This window comes from Vibrio sp. Isolate23, assembly GCF_022398095.1.
Taxonomy (GTDB): Bacteria; Pseudomonadota; Gammaproteobacteria; order Enterobacterales; family Vibrionaceae; genus Vibrio; species Vibrio coralliilyticus_A.
In genome coordinates, this window is sequence record NZ_JAKEUV010000004.1 from 220,081 (window position 1) to 238,839 (window position 18,759).

Here is an 18,759-nt window from a genome sequence, read left to right on the forward strand (position 1 = left end):
TATGCAAGCAATTGCCGCGCTGTTAAAAGCGTTTCTTGGCAGTTTACGAGACTTACTGCCCATTGTTGCTGTAATTGCTTTTTTCCAGTTAGTTGTGCTGCAAGAGCCGCTACCCAACATGCTCTCGATATTGTTTGGCCTAATGTTGGTCGTGATGGGATTAACCTTTTTTATCTTTGGGCTCGAGATGGGGTTGTTTCCGATTGGAGAGTCGATGGCTCAAGCGTTTGCTCGAAAGGGTAGCGTCTTTTGGTTGATGATCTTTGCTTTCTGTTTAGGTTTTGGAACGACGGTTGCTGAACCCGCTTTAACCGCGGTGGCGGGCGAGGCTGCAGAAGTTGCTGCAGAAGGTGGAATGATTGCGTCTGAAGCCGTAGCAATGGATGATTACGCAAATGGCCTACGTTATACCGTTGCTTTATCCGTTGGGATTGCCATTATGCTCGGCGTGTTACGCATCCTAAAAGGCTGGTCGATCCAATACATGATTATTGGTGGCTATGTTGGAGTTGTGGTGCTGACTATGTTTGCTCCTGAAAGCATTATTGGCGTTGCTTACGATTCTGGTGGAGTGACAACGTCAACCATAACCGTGCCTCTGGTAACCGCTTTGGGGGTCGGTTTGGCATCCGCGATTAAAGGGCGTAATCCAATGATCGATGGTTTTGGCTTAATTGCCTTTGCTTCATTACTGCCCATGATGTTTGTCATGGTTTATGGAATGGTGGTGGCATGATCGAGTGGTCACATTTCTTTGATACTTTCTTAGGCACGATCAGTGACGTTATTCCGATTGCATCGATCATTTTCGGCTTTCAGTTTGTCGTATTACGCCGTCCGGTGACCAATCTACCTAAAGTTTTGCTTGGCTTTGGTTATGTTATTTTGGGGCTATCTCTATTTCTTATTGGATTGGAGCTTGCACTGTTTCCTCTTGGTGAAACCATGGCTACACAGTTAACTGCTCCGTCATTTTTGCAAGAGTTCAGAACCAGCATATCGGGATCGATTGGTTGGCAGGATTACTATTGGGTATATTTATTTGCTTTCTGCATCGGCTTTAGTACCACTATTGCGGAACCATCTTTGATTGCCGTTGCGATTAAAGCCAACCAAGTATCGGGAGGCTCAATAAGCGTGAATGGTTTACGCATCGCTGTGGCTTTAGGCGTGGCGATAGGTATTTCTTTAGGTAGCTATAGAATCGTAGTGGGGGATCCTATCCATTACTATATTATCGCTGGATACATTATCGTTGTTATTCAAACTTTCTATGCCCCTAAGTTAATTGTCCCGCTTGCTTATGATTCTGGAGGTGTCACGACATCCACTGTCACTGTGCCTTTGGTCGCAGCTCTAGGTTTAGGGCTTGCTTCTACTGTTCCCGGTCGAAACCCCATGATCGACGGCTTTGGTTTGATTGCCTTTGCCAGTTTATTCCCGATGATTTCTGTTATGGGCTATGCCCAAATCACTCGCTGGCTCAATAGAGATTCAGCGCAGGAGGATAGTGAAAATGCGCTTTAAATTGATACTGGCTTTTGTTGAAGACAGTAAAACGGAGAAGGTTCTGGATGCGGCCCGAAATGCCGGTGCAACAGGAGCGACGGTGATCAACAACGCTAGAGGTGAAGGTTTGAATAAAAAACGAACCTTTTTTGGCTTGACGTTGGAAGTTCAAAAAGATGTGTTGCTGTTTGTCGTAGAGGAACACCTGTCGCGTCATATCCTAGAAACGATCAGTGATGTTGGTGAATTTGATTTGGAATCCGGACAAGGTATCGCAGTGCAGATCGATATTGAGGATGCTGTTGGTGTTGCGCACCAAGTAGAGAAGCTAACCAAGGTAGTAGAGGACGAACTATGAGAGCTCAGGAAATAATCCGAGTACGGGATGTTATGGCCAGTACTTATGTCATGATTGATGGTCTAACAACTGTTAGAGAAGGCATTCAGTTAGCGCGTAGTCATGAGGTTAAGGCTCTGGTGGTGAATAAACGTCACGATGATGATGAATATGGCTTAGTACTAATGAATGACATTGCGAAAAAAGTGCTGGCGAAAAATCGTTCACCAGATCGGATCAATATCTACGAAATCATGACTAAACCCGCACTGTCTGTGGATCCCGAAATGAACGTCAAATATTGTGCTCGCTTATTTGAGCGCTTTGGAATAAGTCGAGCGCCAGTGATTGAAAATGGTCAGGTGATAGGAATGGTAAGCTACAACAATATTGTGATTAATGGTATGGCGAGAGATGACTAACTCATATTGAGCCCGTACAATAGCCTCAGTTTTATTGAGGAGATAATGGTGTGAAGTTGTTTTTTGCCTCAGACCTGCACGGAAGTTTGCCGGCAACAGAAAAAGTGCTCACTGAGTTCGAAAAGTCCGGAGCACAACACCTAGTTTTATTGGGTGATCTTCTTAACCATGGACCGAGGAACCCCATTCCAGAGGGTTATAACCCTCCGGCAGTAGCTCAACGACTTAACCATTATTCTGCGCAAATCATCGCTGTTAGAGGCAATTGCGACAGTGAAGTCGATCAGATGCTACTGTCTTTTCCAATGATGATGGATTATGCGTGGGTTTTATTAGAAACGGGTCAGCGTTTGTTTCTGACGCATGGTCATTTGTTTAATGCGGATAAAAGACCCACTCTGCAGCACGGTGATACTATTGTTCATGGCCATACGCATGTTCCAGTCTCTGAATGGCAAGGAGAGCAAATCATCTTTAACCCAGGCTCAGTGACCTTCCCGCGTAACGGCTTTGAGCCTAGTTTTGGTCTTTATGAAGAAGGGGAGTTAAAAGTCATCACCTTCGACGAGCAGTTGCTAGCCTCGGTAAAACTATAAAGTCTGCCCGTGAAAGCGGGCACTTGTTACTTACTGTCAGAGTGTCCTAGGTCTCTTTCAGGATCAATAATATTTCGGACTCTTTGTTTGAGTGTTTTCGCTTCTGGGAAGCCCCCATCTCGCTTTCTTTCCCAGATAAGCTGCTCATTACAGTGAATTTCAAAGCGGCCGCCCGTATCAGGGTGCAGAGAGACAGTTTCGATTTCTTCACTGAAGGTATGCAGCAATTCCTGAGATAACCAAGTGGATCTCAACATCCAGTTACATTGGCGACAGTAATAAATATCAATTTTAGCTTTGTTCATAATCACTCACATTAATAACTTAATGCCAACCGCGAAGGTCAGCAATTCAAAACAAACCTTAATTACTTGATTACTATAACGAGTGGTTAGGTAAGCTCCTAGCCCGCCACCAAGGAAAGAACCGAGTAATAAGATAGGCAACCATGGCCAATAAATGGGGGCTCCAGCTTGGGTCACTGCAGCACCGCCTATTCCATTCCAAAACAAGCCGACGCATATCATGGTTAAAGCGACAGCCTGTTTGTAGCTGTATCCAAACCAACGAACTAAGAATATGGTAACTAACAGCCCCGAACCGGCAGTGAGGGAGCCGTTAATTATCCCAATAAAAATGAGCCCTAACCCGCCCAATATCCATCCTCGAGCATGACGATTGATTGGAAGTTCTTGCTGACCTAGTTGCTTTTTGAAGCGAGAGTAAATGCCTATCGCTAAAATCATCAGGCCCAGCATAGTTTCGGCAAGCGGTTCTGGAATCATTAGCACGATATTCGCACCGATGATAACCCCTACGCTACCGACAATAACCAAAAAGAAAGCGACTTTGATGTCTATGGTTCTTTGCTTGATATGAGTAAACGCTGCGCCGATACCCAGAGCAACACTTGCAACTTTATGAGTGGCTAGGGCGACCGAAAAAGGCAAACCAAAGAAAATGAGCAATGGGAATTGCAGGAGTCCGGCCCCACCGCCAGACAGAGCAGCAAGCGTGTTTGAGATAAATGAGCCAATCAACAGCCCAATTGAGTGAATCCAATCCATATGATTTAGAGGAAATTAGGGGAGCGTCATGCTCCCCTTTGGTCGAAGTTAGTTAGAGAAAAGTACAGTAGAACCATGACTTAAGCTAGTTAGAAGCAACGTTTTCTCATTGACAATATCGATACGACGACTCTGTTGCGCATCCATTTTAAAGATCTGTGTGATGAGCTTGAGTTGATCTGCAGTGAAATCTTTGCTTTGGGCTGAAGAAACATCTTTGAACTCGATGGGCGATACCAGCAAGTAGTTATCACTAATGTCCCACTCTCCAGTTTCAGAAATGTTGATGATGTTTTCACTTTCTGTGTTGTTGGCATATAAGCGAACAGTGGCAACACGCATATAGCTACCATTAGGTAGGTATTTCACATTAGACGTCACATCCACTTTACGAAGTGGGCCTACGGACTCTTCTTGGAGGCTGTCTGTTATCACGGTCACCATTTTCGATTGCCATTCTTTCGCTGTGAGTACTTGCTCAACTTTCAGATCACTTCCCCAGTAAAGCCAGCCACTTAATAGCGCTGATAGAGCAAGTAACCCAGCTGCAATTTTCTGATTCATATCATTATTCCTATTGGCAAACTTTACTGAGATCTTGTTGGTCAGCAAAAATACGAACCGTGATATTTTCACCTGAGCTGTCTAGTGAATGAATGTAATTCAACACTAGTTGATTATTTTGGCCACCCGTTGCAATCACTTCAACCGGAGCAACTGTCGCATGAGCAGAATTGTAGCGTTTTACGCACTGCTTAATGGATGGGTACCATTGACTCAGATCAGGATGACTGATTGGGGTTTTGACTGGAATATTGTCGTAGACCGCAACCTGACGGAATTTAGATTCAGCGGGGTTGGTAAACAAAATCACACAGAGAGGCAATAATATCGCCACAAGCAGCATGATACGTATTGCCCACTTTGGTCTTGCTTTAGTTTGAGTAGCAGTCTGTGGTGTTGGAGCTGTAATCGGGAGGGGATTTATGTCAACTACCTGTGGCTCTGCCGTCAACTCAGTCACCAGTTCTTCAGGCTCTTCTATCCTTTCTTCTACTGAAGATGTATCACTATTCATAAACGGAGTAGTACGCTCAACAGGACAGATAAGTTGATAGCCGCGCTTTGGCACCGTTTTTACATACTGGGGGGATTTGGTTGAGTCCTGAAGCTGTTTACGCAAAGTTGATATGGCTTGAGTTAAGCTTGAGTCATCCACTTCGAAGCCTTGTTCGCGCCAAACAAAGTCATGCAGCTCATTACGGGATACGATTTCATTAGGCTTTTCTGATAGTAAAAGCAGAATTCGGCTTTCATTACTTCCCAGACGAATGATTTCATTGTCGTTTAATTTGTCCACCAAAGAATTCGTATTGGGGTCAAAAGTGAATCTGTTAGCAAGATTGAACTTAGTGCCTATGTTACTCATTAGATATGGCCATTATTGTTGTATAAGTTTCATCAGATGCGCAAATTCCCTGTTGCAGGGAGGTAACGTTTAGTTTTTTTGATTTTTTTGAGGTGCAAGAATAGTCAAGATTATACCTAAAAAACACTGTTTTTATGATTTTTGACCTTGAATTTACAATTGTCACCCTCATGTTAGCTTGCAGGTTATATCAGTATCGGCCTCGTTGACAATGTGGACGGTCGATAAATATAGATGTTATGGAGTTAGCATGAGCGATACAGCAACACAAAACAAAGAAACTCGTGGCTTTCAATCTGAAGTAAAACAGCTACTTCATTTAATGATTCATTCTCTTTATTCCAATAAAGAGATCTTTTTGCGTGAACTGATTTCAAACGCATCAGACGCGTCAGATAAGTTGCGTTTTCAGGCACTATCTAATCCTGATTTATATCAAGGCGATGCTGAATTAGGTGTAAAGCTGTCATTTGATGAAACAGCAAATACGCTGACTATTTCTGATAATGGTATTGGGATGAGTCGTGATGATGTCATCGAACATCTGGGTACGATTGCAAAGTCAGGTACCGCTGAGTTTTTCTCAAAACTGTCTGAAGAGCAGTCTAAAGATTCTCAATTGATTGGCCAGTTTGGTGTCGGTTTCTATTCTGCGTTTATTGTTGCAGACGCAGTAACCGTTCGTACTCGCGCAGCAAATCTACCTGCAGAGGAAGCGGTTCAGTGGCATTCGGCAGGCGAAGGTGAGTACACCATTGAGACGATTTCAAAAGAGTCTCGTGGTACGGATATCATTCTGCACATGCGTGATGAAGGCAAAGAGTTCCTTAACGAGTGGCGTCTACGTGAAGTGATCGGCAAGTACTCGGATCATATTGGTATCCCTGTTGCGATTCAAACTGCAGAGCGCGACGAAGAGGGCAAAGAAACGGGCGAGAAGAAGTGGGAGCAAATCAACAAAGCTCAAGCTCTTTGGACACGTAACAAATCTGATATCTCTGAAGAAGAGTACCAAGAGTTCTACAAACATGTTTCACACGACTTCGCTGACCCACTTGTGTGGAGCCATAACCGTGTTGAAGGTAAGAACGACTACACCAGCTTGCTGTATATCCCATCGAAAGCGCCATGGGATATGATGAACCGCGACCATAAATCAGGCCTCAAACTGTATGTGCAGCGCGTATTCATCATGGATGATGCTGAGCAGTTCATGCCTTCATACTTACGTTTTGTTCGAGGGCTAATAGATTCAAATGATCTGCCACTAAACGTGTCGCGTGAAATACTGCAGGATAATAAAGTAACGCAATCTCTGCGAAACGCATGTACTAAGCGTGTGCTTACTATGCTTGAGCGCATGGCAAAAAATGACGAAGAAAAATACCAGTCGTTCTGGAAAGAGTTTGGCCTTGTGTTGAAAGAAGGCCCAGCAGAAGACATTAGCAATAAAGAAAAAATTGCTGGTCTGCTGCGTTTTGCTTCTACAGAAGTGGATTCTTCAGAACAAACCGTCGGTCTTGCATCATACGTGGATCGCATGAAAGAAGGTCAGGATAAGATTTACTACTTGACCGCAGATAGTTATGCCGCCGCGAAGAACAGCCCACACCTTGAGCAATTCAAAGCAAAAGGTATCGAAGTTATCTTGATGTTTGATCGTATTGACGAGTGGTTGATGAACTACCTAACTGAGTTTGATGGTAAGCAGTTCCAGTCAATCACTAAAGCGGGTCTGGATCTGAGCAAGTTTGAAGACGAAGCTGAAAAAGAAAAGCAGAAAGAAACTGAAGAAGAGTTTAAGTCTGTCGTTGAGCGCACCAAAGAATACCTAGGTGAGCGCGTTAAAGAAGTTCGCACGACCTTTAAACTGGCTAGTACTCCTGCTGTTGTGGTGACGGATGATTTCGAAATGGGCACACAAATGGCTAAGCTGCTTGAAGCCGCTGGTCAGGCCGCACCTGAAGTGAAGTACATCTTCGAAATTAACCCAGACCATGATCTGGTCAAGCGAATGGCAGATGAAGCTGATGAAGAAGCATTTGGCCGTTGGGTGGAGGTGCTTCTTGGGCAAGCGATGCTGGCAGAGCGCGGCTCGATGGAAGATCCATCTCAATTTGTAGGTGCCATCAACTCGCTTTTGACTAAGGGCTAATAGTCAAACGGTAACAAAAAGCTCGCATCATGCGGGCTTTTTGATTTATTTGCGCTAATCGTGAATAAAACAACGTAAGTTTGCAGCTTAATGTGAGTGTTTAAGCATTCTTTAGTCGTAAGCTGAGCGACGCGAACAGATTGTGTGATAGAATGCAATCTTGAAACAAAGTGAGCAGGCGTGTAATGTGCACGCCTGTTTTATTGTCAATTGAAAGAACAGTTATACCGAAACTTACCGTGAGCTAAGGCTGTTGTTTGTTATGAACACCATAGTGAGCTTCGGTATAAATCATCATTATCTTAAGAGGATTCAACATGCGCATCATTCTTCTAGGTGCTCCAGGTGCGGGTAAAGGCACACAGGCTCAATTCATCATGGAGAAATACGGTATTCCACAAATCTCTACTGGTGACATGCTACGTGCTGCTATCAAAGCGGGTACAGAGCTTGGTAAACAAGCGAAAGCTGTAATCGACGCTGGTCAGCTAGTTTCTGATGAAATCATCCTTGGTCTAATTAAAGAGCGTATTGCTCAAGATGACTGCGAAAAAGGTTTCCTACTTGATGGTTTCCCACGCACAATTCCTCAGGCTGATGGCCTTAAAGAGATGGGCGTTGATGTAGACTACGTGATTGAGTTTGACGTAGCTGATGACGTTATTGTCGAGCGCATGGTTGGTCGTCGTGCTCACCTACCTTCTGGTCGTACTTACCACGTTGTTTACAACCCGCCTAAAGTTGAAGGTAAAGACGATGTTACCGGTGAAGATCTGGTTGTACGTGATGACGATAAAGAAGAGACAGTACGTGCGCGTCTAGGCGTGTACCATGAGCAAACGGCACCTCTAATCTCTTACTACGGTAAAGAAGCTGACGCTGGTAACACTAAGTACCTTAAGTTCGATGGTACTAAGCAAGTTGCTGAAGTTAGTGCTGATATTGAGAAAGCACTGGCTTAATTTTGCTAACGGCAGAATTTAAAAGTTTGTTATAGTGAAAGCGACCTATCTGGGTCGCTTTTTTTATCGCTACACATTGATCGATAAAGAAGTTTCAAACGTAAAGCCTCTTTTAAAGTGTCGATAGGGTTCTATGCAAAATAATAAAAAACAAGGTGTATTATTGGTTAACCTGGGTACACCTGATGCACCTACAGCTCCGGCAGTAAAACGTTTTCTCAGTCAGTTCTTGCATGACCAAAGGGTTGTGGATATGACTCGTTGGGTGTGGTGCCCGATTCTCCATGGCGTTATTTTACCAATACGTTCACCGAAAGTTGCCAAACTATACGAGACGGTTTGGATGGAAGAGGGATCTCCTCTTCTTGTTTACTCCAAGCGCCAAGCAGAAAAACTCGCGAGATCTATCGATATTCCTGTTGAATTGGGGATGACTTATGGAAATCCTAGCCTTCAGTCAGGGCTTGAATCACTGATAGAAAAAGGGGTAGAAGAGGTAATAGTCCTCCCTTTGTACCCTCAGTATTCAAGCACAACCACGGCTGCCGTATCGGATGGTCTCACCAAAGCCTTTAAACAGCTCCCCGTGATGCCTAGTTATAAAGTTATTCGCGATTATCATAACCACCCTACCTACATTAAAGCGTTGGCTGATAGTGTGAAACGTTCTTGGGCAGATAAAGGACGCGGTGACTATTTACTGTGCTCATATCATGGTATCCCGCAACGTTACGCTGATAACGGGGATATATATCCAAAGCATTGTGAAACAACCACTGAGTTGCTACGACTAGAGCTAGGTTTGAGTAAAGACCAGATTGGGATGACGTATCAATCTCGATTTGGCCGAGAGGAGTGGTTGCAGCCATATACGGATAAAACGCTAGAAAAATTGCCTGAAAAAGGGATTAAGAAGCTCGATATTATGACGCCTGCTTTTTCCGCCGATTGCTTAGAAACCTTAGAAGAGATCTCAGAGCAGTGTCAGGAGATATTTTTTGAGGAAGGAGGAGAAGTTTTTAACTTCATTCCATGTTTAAACGATAATGAGCTTCATATTCAGATGATGGTTGAGTTAACCACTCAAACCTAAAGAGAAAACCGATCTAGAATCTCGTCAGTCATCATAACGCCCTTGCTTTAAAGCAAGGGCGTTTGCTTTACTGTTTATTCTGGTGTTGGCCACATTTCCCAGAGTTGGGACTCCATCGTTTCCTCAACACTATCGCTAATCAAGGAGAAGAAATCCAAGCCAGTCTGCTGCTCAACATCATCAACAGTTGTGACAAAGTTGACTAATTCGCTGCTGGAAACATCACGATGTGGAACGACAAAAGCAATGGCATCATTAAAGTATGGGTCGAGAATGACTTTATAAAAAGCACTTGGAATAACGACATTATCACCAATACTCGCTTCATTTCCCCGATAAATTGGGCCTGTTATCACATAAAGCTCATTATACTCATTGGCTAAATCTCGTACATGCTCTTCCAGTATTCGCCAGCCAACACGATTAAAACCCGGTCGTTGAGGTGACATGTTACTCATTAAAAAACTTTGCGTCATGGATTCTTGGCTAAAGTCCATGGTGGCCGAGGGAGCAAGATGGCCCCTGTCATAGCCTGAAGCGCTGTAATCGTTGAGAGTTGAGCGTGCATAGTCTGGTAGCTCAGTATCTTCTTTAAAACTGTTACTGCGTTTATAGCTCGCATTCACACTCTCTGCTGTGATGTGATAAGCAACCCAATCGGGGTTTTTTTTCTGATAGTTGTAACCTACAGCGTAGCCGCTGCGACAAAGGACTTGATCTGAATGATAGGAAGGTAAACCCACGTCTAAGTGTTGTCCGCAGGTTTGCGCTGTAACTGGTAGCGAAAAGGCAACAGCAAGACTGAGTAAAATAGTATTTTTCATTATTATGCTCCTCGTTATTGGAGCTATGAAAAATAAAGAAATTTATCAGTAGTGCTGTGATATTGGTTGAAAGGTAATCAATATTGAGTGTGGTATTGAATGTGTGAATATTCACTATGTGAAAGAAAAGCATTTCACAACAGATTTCATTAACATATTCTCTGTAATCAATAAGTTGAGTTTACTCCCTAGGGGGCATGGTTAGTAGGACCTGTGAAGCGAATATCCTGCAGATTGAAACCCAATTCAATATCCGTTTTTAACGCGGCAACTTGTTTACATCGACGTGCTGAGTCGATATGTGTCTCTAGTTTTTTACGATATTTGGTCGCTAGTTGCTCAGAGGTATAAGCTTGTTCTATGTCATCAAATTGATTGAGGATCTCTTTAGCCGCTTTTGGTCCAATACCAGGGACGCCGGGAACTTGGCTAGAGCTGACTCCTGTTAAGCCCCAGAAGTCGGCCAATTGAGAGGGAGACACACCAAACTCTTTTTCAATAAAAGGCTCGTCAAGCCAGCGATGTTGGAAGTAATCACGGATCTGTAAGGTAGGCGATAGTAGCTGGCAGTAGCCTTTATCTGTCGAAATGATGGTCACTTTTTGGTTATGCTTTGCCACTTTCATTGCGAGTGTAGCTACAAGATCATCCGCTTCATCACCTTCTGACAACAATGAATCGATCCCTAGTTCCCACCACGCTTCCTGAATAGCATCCAATCCATTGAGTAAAGGTTCTGGCATAGGTTTTCGGTTTTGTTTGTATTCAGGTAATACCTCTGCGCGCCAACCTCTCTCCTGTAGATGATGATCAAAAACCGCGATGATATGTGTTGGCTGTGATTCGCTGATAATACGGTTCAGCGTACGCGTGGTTGTGGTGATAGTTCTTGTTATATCGTTAGGATCGGGCTGTGCTGAGTGGACGCGCCGAATGAGGTTCAATGCATCGATAATAACAAGATGAATAGACATAAAAATCAAAAAAATAAGGGCTGAGAGCCCTTATTGTAAAGCATGAAAAATAGATTGCCAGCGGCGATCAAGCAGTCTTAATCTGATAGCATGGTTCGTAGGCACTGCCACCTGGGAGCTTCATGCGATCCTGTTCAACAAAGTCACGTAGCAATTTGTCCATCTTCTTCATCAGAGTGGCATCGCCGTCGAGTACGAATGGGCCGTGACATTCAATTTCACGAATACCTTCTGCTTTTACATTACCTGCTACGATGCCAGAGAAGGCCTGTCTAAGAGCTGCAGCCAAGTTTTCGGGTCGTTGATTGAGATGCAGGTCAAGGCTTGCCATGTTGTCGTGTGTTGGGTCGAAAGGCAGTTGAAACTCGGGTTCAATCTTTAGCGACCAGTTGAAGCTGTAAGCGTCCCCAGTGTCTTTTCTGTGTTGGCGAACATCTGACATACCGCGCTTCATTATTTGAGCCACTTTTTCTGGGTCATCAATCACAATCTCATAGTGATGCTGTGCATCTTCACCTAAGGTTTCCCCGATGAAACGATCAATGGATCGGAAATATTCTTCGCTCTCTTTCGGCCCTGTGAGAACGATAGGCAGAGGTTGGTGAGCGTTGTCTGGGTGCATCATGATGCCGAGAATGTACAGCAGCTCTTCAGCAGTTCCTGCCCCACCCGGAAAGATAACAATGCCATGCGCCATACGGACAAAAGCTTCAAGGCGCTTCTCAATATCGGGCATGATCACCAATTCATTGACGATAGGGTTTGGTGGCTCAGCGGCAATGATCGAAGGCTCTGTTAAGCCCAGATAACGTTGCTCGTAATAGCGTTGTTTCGCATGACCGATCGCCGCCCCCTTCATTGGGCCTTCCATTGCACCTGGGCCACAACCTGTGCAGATATTAAGTTCACGTAGGCCGAGTTCATGACCCACTTCTCGGGTGTACTGATACTCAGTGGCATTGATTGAGTGTCCACCCCAGCAAACAACAAGGTTAGGCTCTATACCGGGGGTAAGCGCACCTGCATTACGCAAAATACCGAACACCAAATTCGTAATGTGGCTAGGATTGGTGAGGTTCAAGCGCTGATTGTCTGCCAGGTGCATGTTGACATAAACAATGTCACGCAAGACAGAAAATAGATGTTCTTGAATACTCTTAATAATATGCCCATCAACAAATGCATGTTTTGGGGCATGGCTTAATTCGAGTTTAATGCCTCGCTCTCGGCGGACAACATTGACGTCAAATGACTTGTATTTATCGAGCAGTTCTTTGGAGTTATCTGTGTGGCTACCAGAATTTAGTACCGCAAGCGTACAATTTCGGTAGAGCTGATACAGATCACTGGCGGCCGTTTTCTTAAGACGCTCAACTTCGAGTTGAGAAAGCAGATCCATACTGCCAGCCGGACTGATATGAGTGATCATAGTGACCTCCTTGATGAGAGAAAGCTTCTCTGCAAAACCTTTCTTATAGTTGTTGTGCCTCTGCATATACCTTAGGGGTAATTGGGAATATAAAAGCGAGAGGTACTAACAAGCTTAGCACGCTTTGACAGATATAAAAGGCTAACTGATTGATATATCTACATCAATCACGACATGAATGGCTTCTGGAAGAAGGAAGAGTAGGGTTATTTCCAGACAAGCTGACTTGGGCCAATCGTCTTGGCTTCGTTGAGGACACGGTTTAGGCGTTCTAACACTTCTTCAGGAGTGTCTGATTCTTTAAAGCCTGTGCTCGAAGCGGACATGGTGATGACGAGGTTCTGCTCTCGGAATTTGAACGGCAGCTTGGCAACTTTGTTTTGAATATTCTGGATGGTGCTAAAGCAGTCATTATCAGAGCCGTCTGGCATTAGTACAATAAACTCTTCACCTGAAAAGCGCGCGACAGTATCAGTATCAGACAGCTCTTTCTTTATCGTACGGGCAATAATCTTCAGTGCTTTGTCGCCAGCCGTGTAGCCAAAGCTATCATTGATCGCTTTAAAACCATCAATATCGAGCAAGATAATACGTAAGTTGTTTTGTGACCGTATCCAGCGTCGATATTCCAGTTCTAGGCGATCATTGAAAGCGGTACGGTTGTATACTTTGGTAAGAGGGTCGAGCAGGATTCGTTGAGCTTGATCTTCAAGGCGACGACGGTAGTCTTGTGTGACTTCGAACAAGGCTTCCAGTTGATTTTTTCCATAACTCATACGGTCAATCAGCGCTTGTTCACGTTGTTCGGCGTGATGAAGACGCTCAGAAAGAGAGCTGAGTTTAGCAAGCAAAGGGTTGAGCTGCGTTTGCAGCGAGTCTAGAGAGCTGGCGTCATCCACTTTTGCTTTGGTTTCTGAAACGAGATCATCTAGCTCACTATTCATTTCCTGACGGTGTTCAAAATAGGTTTGGCTTTGATCGACATTCTGAGAGGAGCTTTTCAGTGTTGATGAGAGAGACGCATTCACTTGTTCTAAAAATTGCTCTGAGGTTTTGCGCTCATATTTGGTTCCGTCAATGACCAACTTAAGAACCTGCAAAGTTAATTCAATCAACACATGGGTATTGACTCCAAGCAGTAATTTAGCGCGGATATCCGAGAGCAAGTCGCCAGATTCACCTTCGAAATCTAACTCGGTAATGACGTGTTGCAGTTCGTCAGAAAGGCGCAATAGCAGTTCTTTGTCAGCACTATTCGTAATCTGATTGATGGCTGTATCAGGGTTGGATGTGATGATTTTTAGGGAGCGTTCGTAAATCGCGAGTAACTTCATCGCTGAGTCGGCTTTTGGTCGCTCGACGCCATTTGAATAGCTGAGCAAATCGCGTAGGTCACGCTTCACTTTTGCCGGTAGGCCTGTCACTCGCAGCAGGGTTTCGCCACTGTGTTTGATCTGGGAGTCCAGATGCTCGGTTTGTTTTTCCATCGCCACACTCTGTTGCTTGAGTAAACGCTCAAGCACTGCCAACTTCGGGATAAGGGCACTGACATCTTTTTGTTGCTCTATGGCTTGTCTTAGTTCTGTTAGCCCTGATTTGAGTCTTGGATCTTCACTACGACATGCGTCACTGAGTGATGCAATGATGCGCTTCAATACCTTTTGCTCTCTTTTAAATTTGAACGAGGTATCTCTTTGTGTCAATCGAACTTGCTCTAATTGAGATTTCAGATTGTGCAGCTGTGACTGAATATCTTGCTCGAGGACGCCCATGAAAATCTATGCTTATGAAGATAAGATCAAAAAAATCTTATTAATTAATCAAACGATAATAACAAATAAAATTACCGCGTCACGCTCAATCCGAGCTGTTTGAGTAGCTTTTACTCATCTTTTAATAATTTTTTGATGCTCTCCTCATTCTTGTAAGAAGAGTGCACTTTTATCAATCCCTGACTGATGGAATGCTTACATGCTTTACGTATATTTCCGGTTGCTAGGCTGGCTGCAGGCGCGTTCTCTATCGCCTTCAAATACACCCACTGGCTAGAGTGTTCTTTCATACTTAAAGTGCGGGCGGCACTGGTCGACATCAGTAAAATGTCCAGTAGTTCTTTATCATTGATGGCGGTATAAGCACGCGGCAAAAATGGGTAATCAGCCATACCCATGCGAATAATATTATTGAGGGCATACTTTTGAGCAAATTCATCCACCCAGTTCTGCACCTTTTCAAATACTTGTTCTGGCTGGGCAGTATTGTCACTATTGGGCTCGATGTAAAGTAAGTTTGCATCGGAGAAATGATATATCCTTGCTGGGCGCTGGACCTTTTCTTGGAGGAACTGACCGAGGGCTTTCTCAAGCTTGAGCCCATCGGCATAGCCATGTTGCAAATACATATTGCGCAGAAAAGGGATATCTACCATGACAAAGCGCAGTCGATCATTTAGGGGTTCATGGATCAGTTCTCCGACATGCCATTTCTCAAACTTATGGCTACTGGCCTCCAATGAGGCAGGCAGCTTAGCATTGAGCATGCGAAGGTTTTTCAGCCCTGAACGGGAGTGTGTGTAGAGATCGTCGTTGAGTTCATCTATCTCCTCTTTTTGCACACTCATGATGTGACCGCGGCGCAGTAAAAAGATAAATAACAGCGCGCAAGTGACAAATAGCGTAAAGGAAATTTTTTGGAACTTACGATATTCGTTTTCAGTTTGTTCCAGTTTTTCTTTCTGCTCCACGAGGTGGAGTGTTTGTTCAACCACATCTTTCTGCTGTCTAAAATCATCCTCGTTGATCAACGCCAGTTCCTGTTGTTCAATGTTGGACAACGCGTTGTATTGCTGGAGGTATGTTAATGCCGCTTTGTAGTTGCCAAGTAGTTCGTTACCAATATTAAGCATCTGATAGGCATGCTTCTGAATCGAAAGGTCTTCGATTTCAATCGCAATGTTCAAAGCTTTCGTGGCTTTTGTTACCACTTCTTTCGGGTGCCTTTGGTGGGAAGCCAGTCCCGCTTCTAATAATAGAGCTTGTGCTTTAAGTTTGGGAATGTCGACATAGGTCAGCAGCTCCTCGGCACGCTCAAGGTATTGCTCTGCAAGGGGAAAATTCACTAATTGTAAATAGGTGGCGGCAAGCGCTAAACGGATGTCGATGACGTTCTCTATGTTGTTCTGGATACGTTCATGATCGATAGCGTTGAAGTAGTGTACTAAAGCGAGGTTATATTTGCCTTGATGATAGTAAATGTCACCCATACGTTTGAGAATTGGAGGCAAAATAGGCGAATTTTCATAATTGTCGTAGAAGTCTGCAGCCTGTGAGAAATGATCGGTGGCTTTATCTAATACGCGTCGTTCATAGAACAATTGCCCTAAAAGGCGGTTAACTTCTGCGAGTTGTATGCCTGAGGTATCTTCAATTGCGCTCCAATAACTGGTTAGTAATTCAGAAAGGGCTTTGTTGTACAGTTTGTGGGTAAGGAAGTGTTTACCCAAAGCAATGTGATAAGCGATCACCGTATGCTTGTTATTGGACTGCTCAATATAAGGGATCACACCCTTGTATAACTGATTCGCAAGTTCTATCTCTCCTTCCGCTGATGCAATATCAGCTTTCAGCATAATGAGTTGGTAATTGAGTCCCTTGGCCAGTTGTTCTGGATTTTGGATAGCATCAAATGCTTGTTCAACCTCAGTGATATTTTTTCTCGCCGTTTCCGCATCTCCGTCTATCTTCCAGCGCAAGCGGATTTCGAGTAATTGTAAATCAAGGCTTAAGTAGGGGAGTAGGTAAGTGGTGGTTAGCGCTTGAGCTTCGTTGAGGTATTTCAGTGCAGCATCAGGGTTACCTGAGTTGAATTCTGCACGGGCAAGAATTTTCAGTGCGTCAATAGTACCACCAGGTGTTCTGACCCGACTGTCGGAATCATCCCGAGAAATGGCGGACGGGCTCTGCTCGGTTTGGTTAGTCAGCTTGCGCTGGGCGAGATAATTAGTTGCAAGTTGCTTGGATTGCTTAGGTACGATATCCACCAGAGAGCTGGCTTCATTAAGCATGGCTGATGAATAGACAGTAGAAGCCATCACCTGAGATGACAGTAATAAAACCAATAATCCAAACAAACGTTCCCAGCGCAAAATCTGCATCCTTAAATGTAATCCTTATTGGCGAGCCATACGTTGGTTATGAGTAGGCTGCGCTTGTTCCGTTGAGCGGTAAGGGTTGATATCCAGACCACCACGTCGTGTGTAACGAGCGTAGACGGTTAACTTTTCTGGCTGACAGTATTTCATTATGTCAGTGAAGATACGCTCAACGCACTGTTCATGGAACTCGTTGTGTTCACGGAATGACACTAAGTAGCGTAACAGAGCTTCACGATTGATTTTTTGACCCTGATACTGAATCTCAACGCTTCCCCAATCTGGTTGGTTGGTGATTAAGCAGTTAGATTTTAGTAGATGGCTATGCAGGCTCTCTGATACATATTCTTGTTCTGTGGCACCTTGTAGCAAGCTGGTATCAAACTCGTAGCTCTCAATCTCGATATCCTGATCATCAATGCAGTCGCCTGCCATTGTCACGATCACGCTGTCGGTATAGTCGACAACAGAACGAATAGTGACTAAAACCTCTTCACCTGCAAAGTGGGAGAGATCCTTCGCTAATGTTTGTTCAACTTGATCCCATGAGCTAAAGCGGGTTTGGTTAAAGCTGTTGAGGTACAACTTAAAAGACTTAGATTCAATCAAGTTGGTACTGGTCGCTGGGATCGATACTTCGCCAATTGCGACTTGTGGTAAGCCTTTTTCATTAAGCCAAGACAGCTCATATAGAGTCCAGATATCACAGCCTTGAAATGGTAGAGCATTACCTAGATTAAGATCATCGCGATTTAAGCTACGAGGTACAGGTTGAAGTAATGAAGCGTCGTATTGGTTGGCGTATTCGGTTTTTTGACCGAGCGTTAATCCCGCCAGTTCCTTTGCGTCAGAATATTTGCTCATACTTTGCATAGATTTGGATTAGAATGGCGAGAATTTTACGCAATCCTGTCGTTAAAAGCGAACATTCGAAGACTCAATTGGAGAATCTAATGGCTGAAACTGCCTTGCAAGCGCTGCGCTCGTTCAGTGAAAAGTACCGTCAGAGCTGTCTTGACACCCATGGACATTTGCCAAGAAGCGAAGAGCTGGTGGATCTCGTGTCACCTTGCGTTGAAGCAAAGCAGACTGACTATGTTGAATGGCAGGCAGATGAGCGTGAGCATCCAGCGGATTTCACTAATGTTGAAAACGGTATCGAACTGACACTCCATCAAGACATTAAAACCTTCTATGGTTCGCAGTACAGTGCGGATATGGAGGCGACTTGGAACGGCAATGAACTGACGTTACTTCAGGTATGGAGTGATGAAGATTTTGTTCGTTTGCAGGAAAACATTCTTGGTCACCTAGTCACTCAGCGTCGGCTTAAACTGAAGCCAACGGTTTTTATTGCCGCAACCGATGCAGAATTGGACGTGATTTCCATTTGTAATCTAACAGGTAACGTTATTCTCGAGCGATTGGGTACTGATAAACGCGATGTGCTTACCGAGAATGTAGCGGAATTTTTGGCTAACCTAGAGCCAGCGGTATAACCATGTACCGCGGAAATGTTGATACGATAAAATCCTGAACATCGTCAATTAAGGTTTCTTTCAGTAACAATTTGATTTTAAATGTAAAATCAAATTTCTACTTAACGTTTTTTTATGTAGTAGTACATGTACTTAAGTTTGTTTTTATGTCGAAATGTATTCTTTGTAAGGGGTACATGTACTTAGTCGATCGGAGCATCAGTTCTTCGTTTACGGTGATCACGGTTTGAACAGTACTAATTTAGACTTGAGCTTACAGGTATTAATCATTACTTAATTGCCTAAAACCGGAGGCACCAAGCATCGGTATTTT

General features: G+C 44.0%; 19 protein-coding genes. 9 read left to right on the forward strand and 10 right to left on the reverse strand.

The annotated features are described in order from the left end of the window. Window position 1 precedes the first annotated feature (1 nt). The 5 genes from L1D31_RS13120 to yfcE are packed head-to-tail and all read left to right on the forward strand — an operon-like array spanning window position 2 to window position 2,864. Window positions 2-736: a DUF1538 domain-containing protein gene (locus tag L1D31_RS13120; protein WP_239837552.1), complete on the forward strand. Its 735-nt coding sequence runs from the start codon at window positions 2-4 to the stop codon at window positions 734-736. Further along, complete coding sequence (locus L1D31_RS13125; protein ID WP_239837553.1) at window positions 733-1,527, forward strand: DUF1538 domain-containing protein; 795 nt, start codon at window positions 733-735, stop codon at window positions 1,525-1,527. The genes L1D31_RS13120 and L1D31_RS13125 overlap by 4 nt, the downstream gene beginning before the upstream one ends. Beyond that, window positions 1,517-1,867, forward strand: a complete 351-nt coding sequence (locus L1D31_RS13130) for a P-II family nitrogen regulator (protein ID WP_239837554.1) — start codon at window positions 1,517-1,519, stop codon at window positions 1,865-1,867. Before L1D31_RS13125 ends, L1D31_RS13130 begins: the two co-directional genes overlap by 11 nt. Next, window positions 1,864-2,268, forward strand: coding sequence for a CBS domain-containing protein (locus tag L1D31_RS13135; protein WP_239837555.1), 405 nt, complete (start codon window positions 1,864-1,866; stop codon window positions 2,266-2,268). Before L1D31_RS13130 ends, L1D31_RS13135 begins: the two co-directional genes overlap by 4 nt. Before the next feature lie 50 nt (window positions 2,269-2,318). Then, on the forward strand, window positions 2,319-2,864 hold the full coding sequence (gene yfcE, locus L1D31_RS13140; protein WP_239837556.1) for a phosphodiesterase: 546 nt from the start codon (window positions 2,319-2,321) through the stop codon (window positions 2,862-2,864). Between the two features lie 26 nt (window positions 2,865-2,890). Here the strand turns inward: yfcE and L1D31_RS13145 are convergent, their stop codons facing one another. Genes L1D31_RS13145 through L1D31_RS13160 form a run of 4 tightly spaced genes read right to left on the reverse strand, consistent with a single transcriptional unit; the run spans window position 2,891 to window position 5,360 of the window. Continuing rightward, entirely contained in the window at window positions 2,891-3,169 is a 279-nt protein-coding gene (locus L1D31_RS13145; protein ID WP_239837557.1) for a SelT/SelW/SelH family protein, read from the reverse strand. A gap of 6 nt (window positions 3,170-3,175) precedes the next feature. Continuing rightward, window positions 3,176-3,931, reverse strand: coding sequence for a sulfite exporter TauE/SafE family protein (locus L1D31_RS13150; RefSeq protein WP_239837558.1), 756 nt, complete (start codon window positions 3,929-3,931; stop codon window positions 3,176-3,178). Between the two features lie 48 nt (window positions 3,932-3,979). Beyond that, window positions 3,980-4,495: a regulatory protein ToxS gene (locus L1D31_RS13155; protein WP_239837559.1), complete on the reverse strand. Its 516-nt coding sequence runs from the start codon at window positions 4,493-4,495 to the stop codon at window positions 3,980-3,982. A 10-nt stretch (window positions 4,496-4,505) separates the two neighbouring features. Continuing rightward, a complete protein-coding gene (locus tag L1D31_RS13160; protein ID WP_239837560.1) occupies window positions 4,506-5,360 on the reverse strand; it encodes a transcriptional regulator in 855 nt (284 codons plus the stop codon). 250 nt (window positions 5,361-5,610) lie between these two features. Here L1D31_RS13160 and htpG point away from each other — a divergent pair, with 250 nt between their 5' ends. From htpG to hemH, 3 genes are all read left to right on the forward strand, one after another. After that, a complete protein-coding gene (gene htpG / locus L1D31_RS13165) occupies window positions 5,611-7,515 on the forward strand; it encodes a molecular chaperone HtpG (protein ID WP_239837561.1) in 1,905 nt (634 codons plus the stop codon). A gap of 317 nt (window positions 7,516-7,832) precedes the next feature. Next, window positions 7,833-8,477: an adenylate kinase gene (gene adk / locus L1D31_RS13170; protein ID WP_239837562.1), complete on the forward strand. Its 645-nt coding sequence runs from the start codon at window positions 7,833-7,835 to the stop codon at window positions 8,475-8,477. A 133-nt stretch (window positions 8,478-8,610) separates the two neighbouring features. Then, window positions 8,611-9,570 carry a ferrochelatase gene (gene hemH / locus L1D31_RS13175; RefSeq protein ID WP_239837563.1) on the forward strand — a complete coding sequence of 320 codons (960 nt, stop codon included), beginning with the start codon at window positions 8,611-8,613 and terminating at the stop codon, window positions 9,568-9,570. Window positions 9,571-9,644: 74 nt separating this feature from the next. Here hemH and L1D31_RS13180 read toward each other — a convergent pair whose 3' ends face one another. The 6 genes from L1D31_RS13180 to queF form a co-directional block, all read right to left on the reverse strand. Next, complete coding sequence (locus L1D31_RS13180; protein WP_239837564.1) at window positions 9,645-10,394, reverse strand: DNA/RNA non-specific endonuclease; 750 nt, start codon at window positions 10,392-10,394, stop codon at window positions 9,645-9,647. 188 nt (window positions 10,395-10,582) lie between these two features. Further along, window positions 10,583-11,368 (reverse strand): flap endonuclease Xni, encoded by a 786-nt coding sequence (gene xni, locus L1D31_RS13185; RefSeq protein WP_239837565.1) that lies wholly within the window; start codon window positions 11,366-11,368, stop codon window positions 10,583-10,585. A gap of 67 nt (window positions 11,369-11,435) precedes the next feature. Beyond that, window positions 11,436-12,797: a nucleotide 5'-monophosphate nucleosidase PpnN gene (gene ppnN / locus L1D31_RS13190; protein ID WP_239837566.1), complete on the reverse strand. Its 1,362-nt coding sequence runs from the start codon at window positions 12,795-12,797 to the stop codon at window positions 11,436-11,438. Window positions 12,798-13,003: 206 nt separating this feature from the next. After that, window positions 13,004-14,569 carry a GGDEF domain-containing protein gene (locus tag L1D31_RS13195; RefSeq protein WP_239837567.1) on the reverse strand — a complete coding sequence of 522 codons (1,566 nt, stop codon included), beginning with the start codon at window positions 14,567-14,569 and terminating at the stop codon, window positions 13,004-13,006. A gap of 110 nt (window positions 14,570-14,679) precedes the next feature. Continuing rightward, window positions 14,680-16,950, reverse strand: coding sequence for a tetratricopeptide repeat protein (locus L1D31_RS13200; protein ID WP_239837568.1), 2,271 nt, complete (start codon window positions 16,948-16,950; stop codon window positions 14,680-14,682). A gap of 15 nt (window positions 16,951-16,965) precedes the next feature. Next, complete coding sequence (gene queF, locus L1D31_RS13205; RefSeq protein WP_239837569.1) at window positions 16,966-17,811, reverse strand: NADPH-dependent 7-cyano-7-deazaguanine reductase QueF; 846 nt, start codon at window positions 17,809-17,811, stop codon at window positions 16,966-16,968. 89 nt (window positions 17,812-17,900) lie between these two features. Here queF and syd point away from each other — a divergent pair, with 89 nt between their 5' ends. Next, window positions 17,901-18,446: a SecY-interacting protein gene (syd, locus tag L1D31_RS13210; RefSeq protein WP_239837647.1), complete on the forward strand. Its 546-nt coding sequence runs from the start codon at window positions 17,901-17,903 to the stop codon at window positions 18,444-18,446. Window positions 18,447-18,759 lie beyond the last annotated feature (313 nt).

What these genes read in the sequence shown, in the direction of transcription:
- L1D31_RS13120 (WP_239837552.1), top strand. Translation starts at nt 2, where the DNA reads ATGCAAGCAATTGCCGCGCTGTTAAAAGCGTTTCTTGGCAGTTTACGA.
- L1D31_RS13125 (WP_239837553.1), top strand. Translation starts at nt 733, where the DNA reads ATGATCGAGTGGTCACATTTCTTTGATACTTTCTTAGGCACGATCAGT.
- L1D31_RS13130 (WP_239837554.1), top strand. Translation starts at nt 1,517, where the DNA reads ATGCGCTTTAAATTGATACTGGCTTTTGTTGAAGACAGTAAAACGGAG.
- L1D31_RS13135 (WP_239837555.1), top strand. Translation starts at nt 1,864, where the DNA reads ATGAGAGCTCAGGAAATAATCCGAGTACGGGATGTTATGGCCAGTACT.
- L1D31_RS13145 (WP_239837557.1), bottom strand. Translation starts at nt 3,169, where the DNA reads ATGAACAAAGCTAAAATTGATATTTATTACTGTCGCCAATGTAACTGG.
- L1D31_RS13150 (WP_239837558.1), bottom strand. Translation starts at nt 3,931, where the DNA reads ATGGATTGGATTCACTCAATTGGGCTGTTGATTGGCTCATTTATCTCA.
- L1D31_RS13155 (WP_239837559.1), bottom strand. Translation starts at nt 4,495, where the DNA reads ATGAATCAGAAAATTGCAGCTGGGTTACTTGCTCTATCAGCGCTATTA.
- L1D31_RS13160 (WP_239837560.1), bottom strand. Translation starts at nt 5,360, where the DNA reads ATGAGTAACATAGGCACTAAGTTCAATCTTGCTAACAGATTCACTTTT.
- htpG (WP_239837561.1), top strand. Translation starts at nt 5,611, where the DNA reads ATGAGCGATACAGCAACACAAAACAAAGAAACTCGTGGCTTTCAATCT.
- adk (WP_239837562.1), top strand. Translation starts at nt 7,833, where the DNA reads ATGCGCATCATTCTTCTAGGTGCTCCAGGTGCGGGTAAAGGCACACAG.
- hemH (WP_239837563.1), top strand. Translation starts at nt 8,611, where the DNA reads ATGCAAAATAATAAAAAACAAGGTGTATTATTGGTTAACCTGGGTACA.
- L1D31_RS13180 (WP_239837564.1), bottom strand. Translation starts at nt 10,394, where the DNA reads ATGAAAAATACTATTTTACTCAGTCTTGCTGTTGCCTTTTCGCTACCA.
- xni (WP_239837565.1), bottom strand. Translation starts at nt 11,368, where the DNA reads ATGTCTATTCATCTTGTTATTATCGATGCATTGAACCTCATTCGGCGC.
- ppnN (WP_239837566.1), bottom strand. Translation starts at nt 12,797, where the DNA reads ATGATCACTCATATCAGTCCGGCTGGCAGTATGGATCTGCTTTCTCAA.
- L1D31_RS13195 (WP_239837567.1), bottom strand. Translation starts at nt 14,569, where the DNA reads ATGGGCGTCCTCGAGCAAGATATTCAGTCACAGCTGCACAATCTGAAA.
- L1D31_RS13200 (WP_239837568.1), bottom strand. Translation starts at nt 16,950, where the DNA reads ATGCAGATTTTGCGCTGGGAACGTTTGTTTGGATTATTGGTTTTATTA.
- queF (WP_239837569.1), bottom strand. Translation starts at nt 17,811, where the DNA reads ATGAGCAAATATTCTGACGCAAAGGAACTGGCGGGATTAACGCTCGGT.
- syd (WP_239837647.1), top strand. Translation starts at nt 17,901, where the DNA reads ATGGCTGAAACTGCCTTGCAAGCGCTGCGCTCGTTCAGTGAAAAGTAC.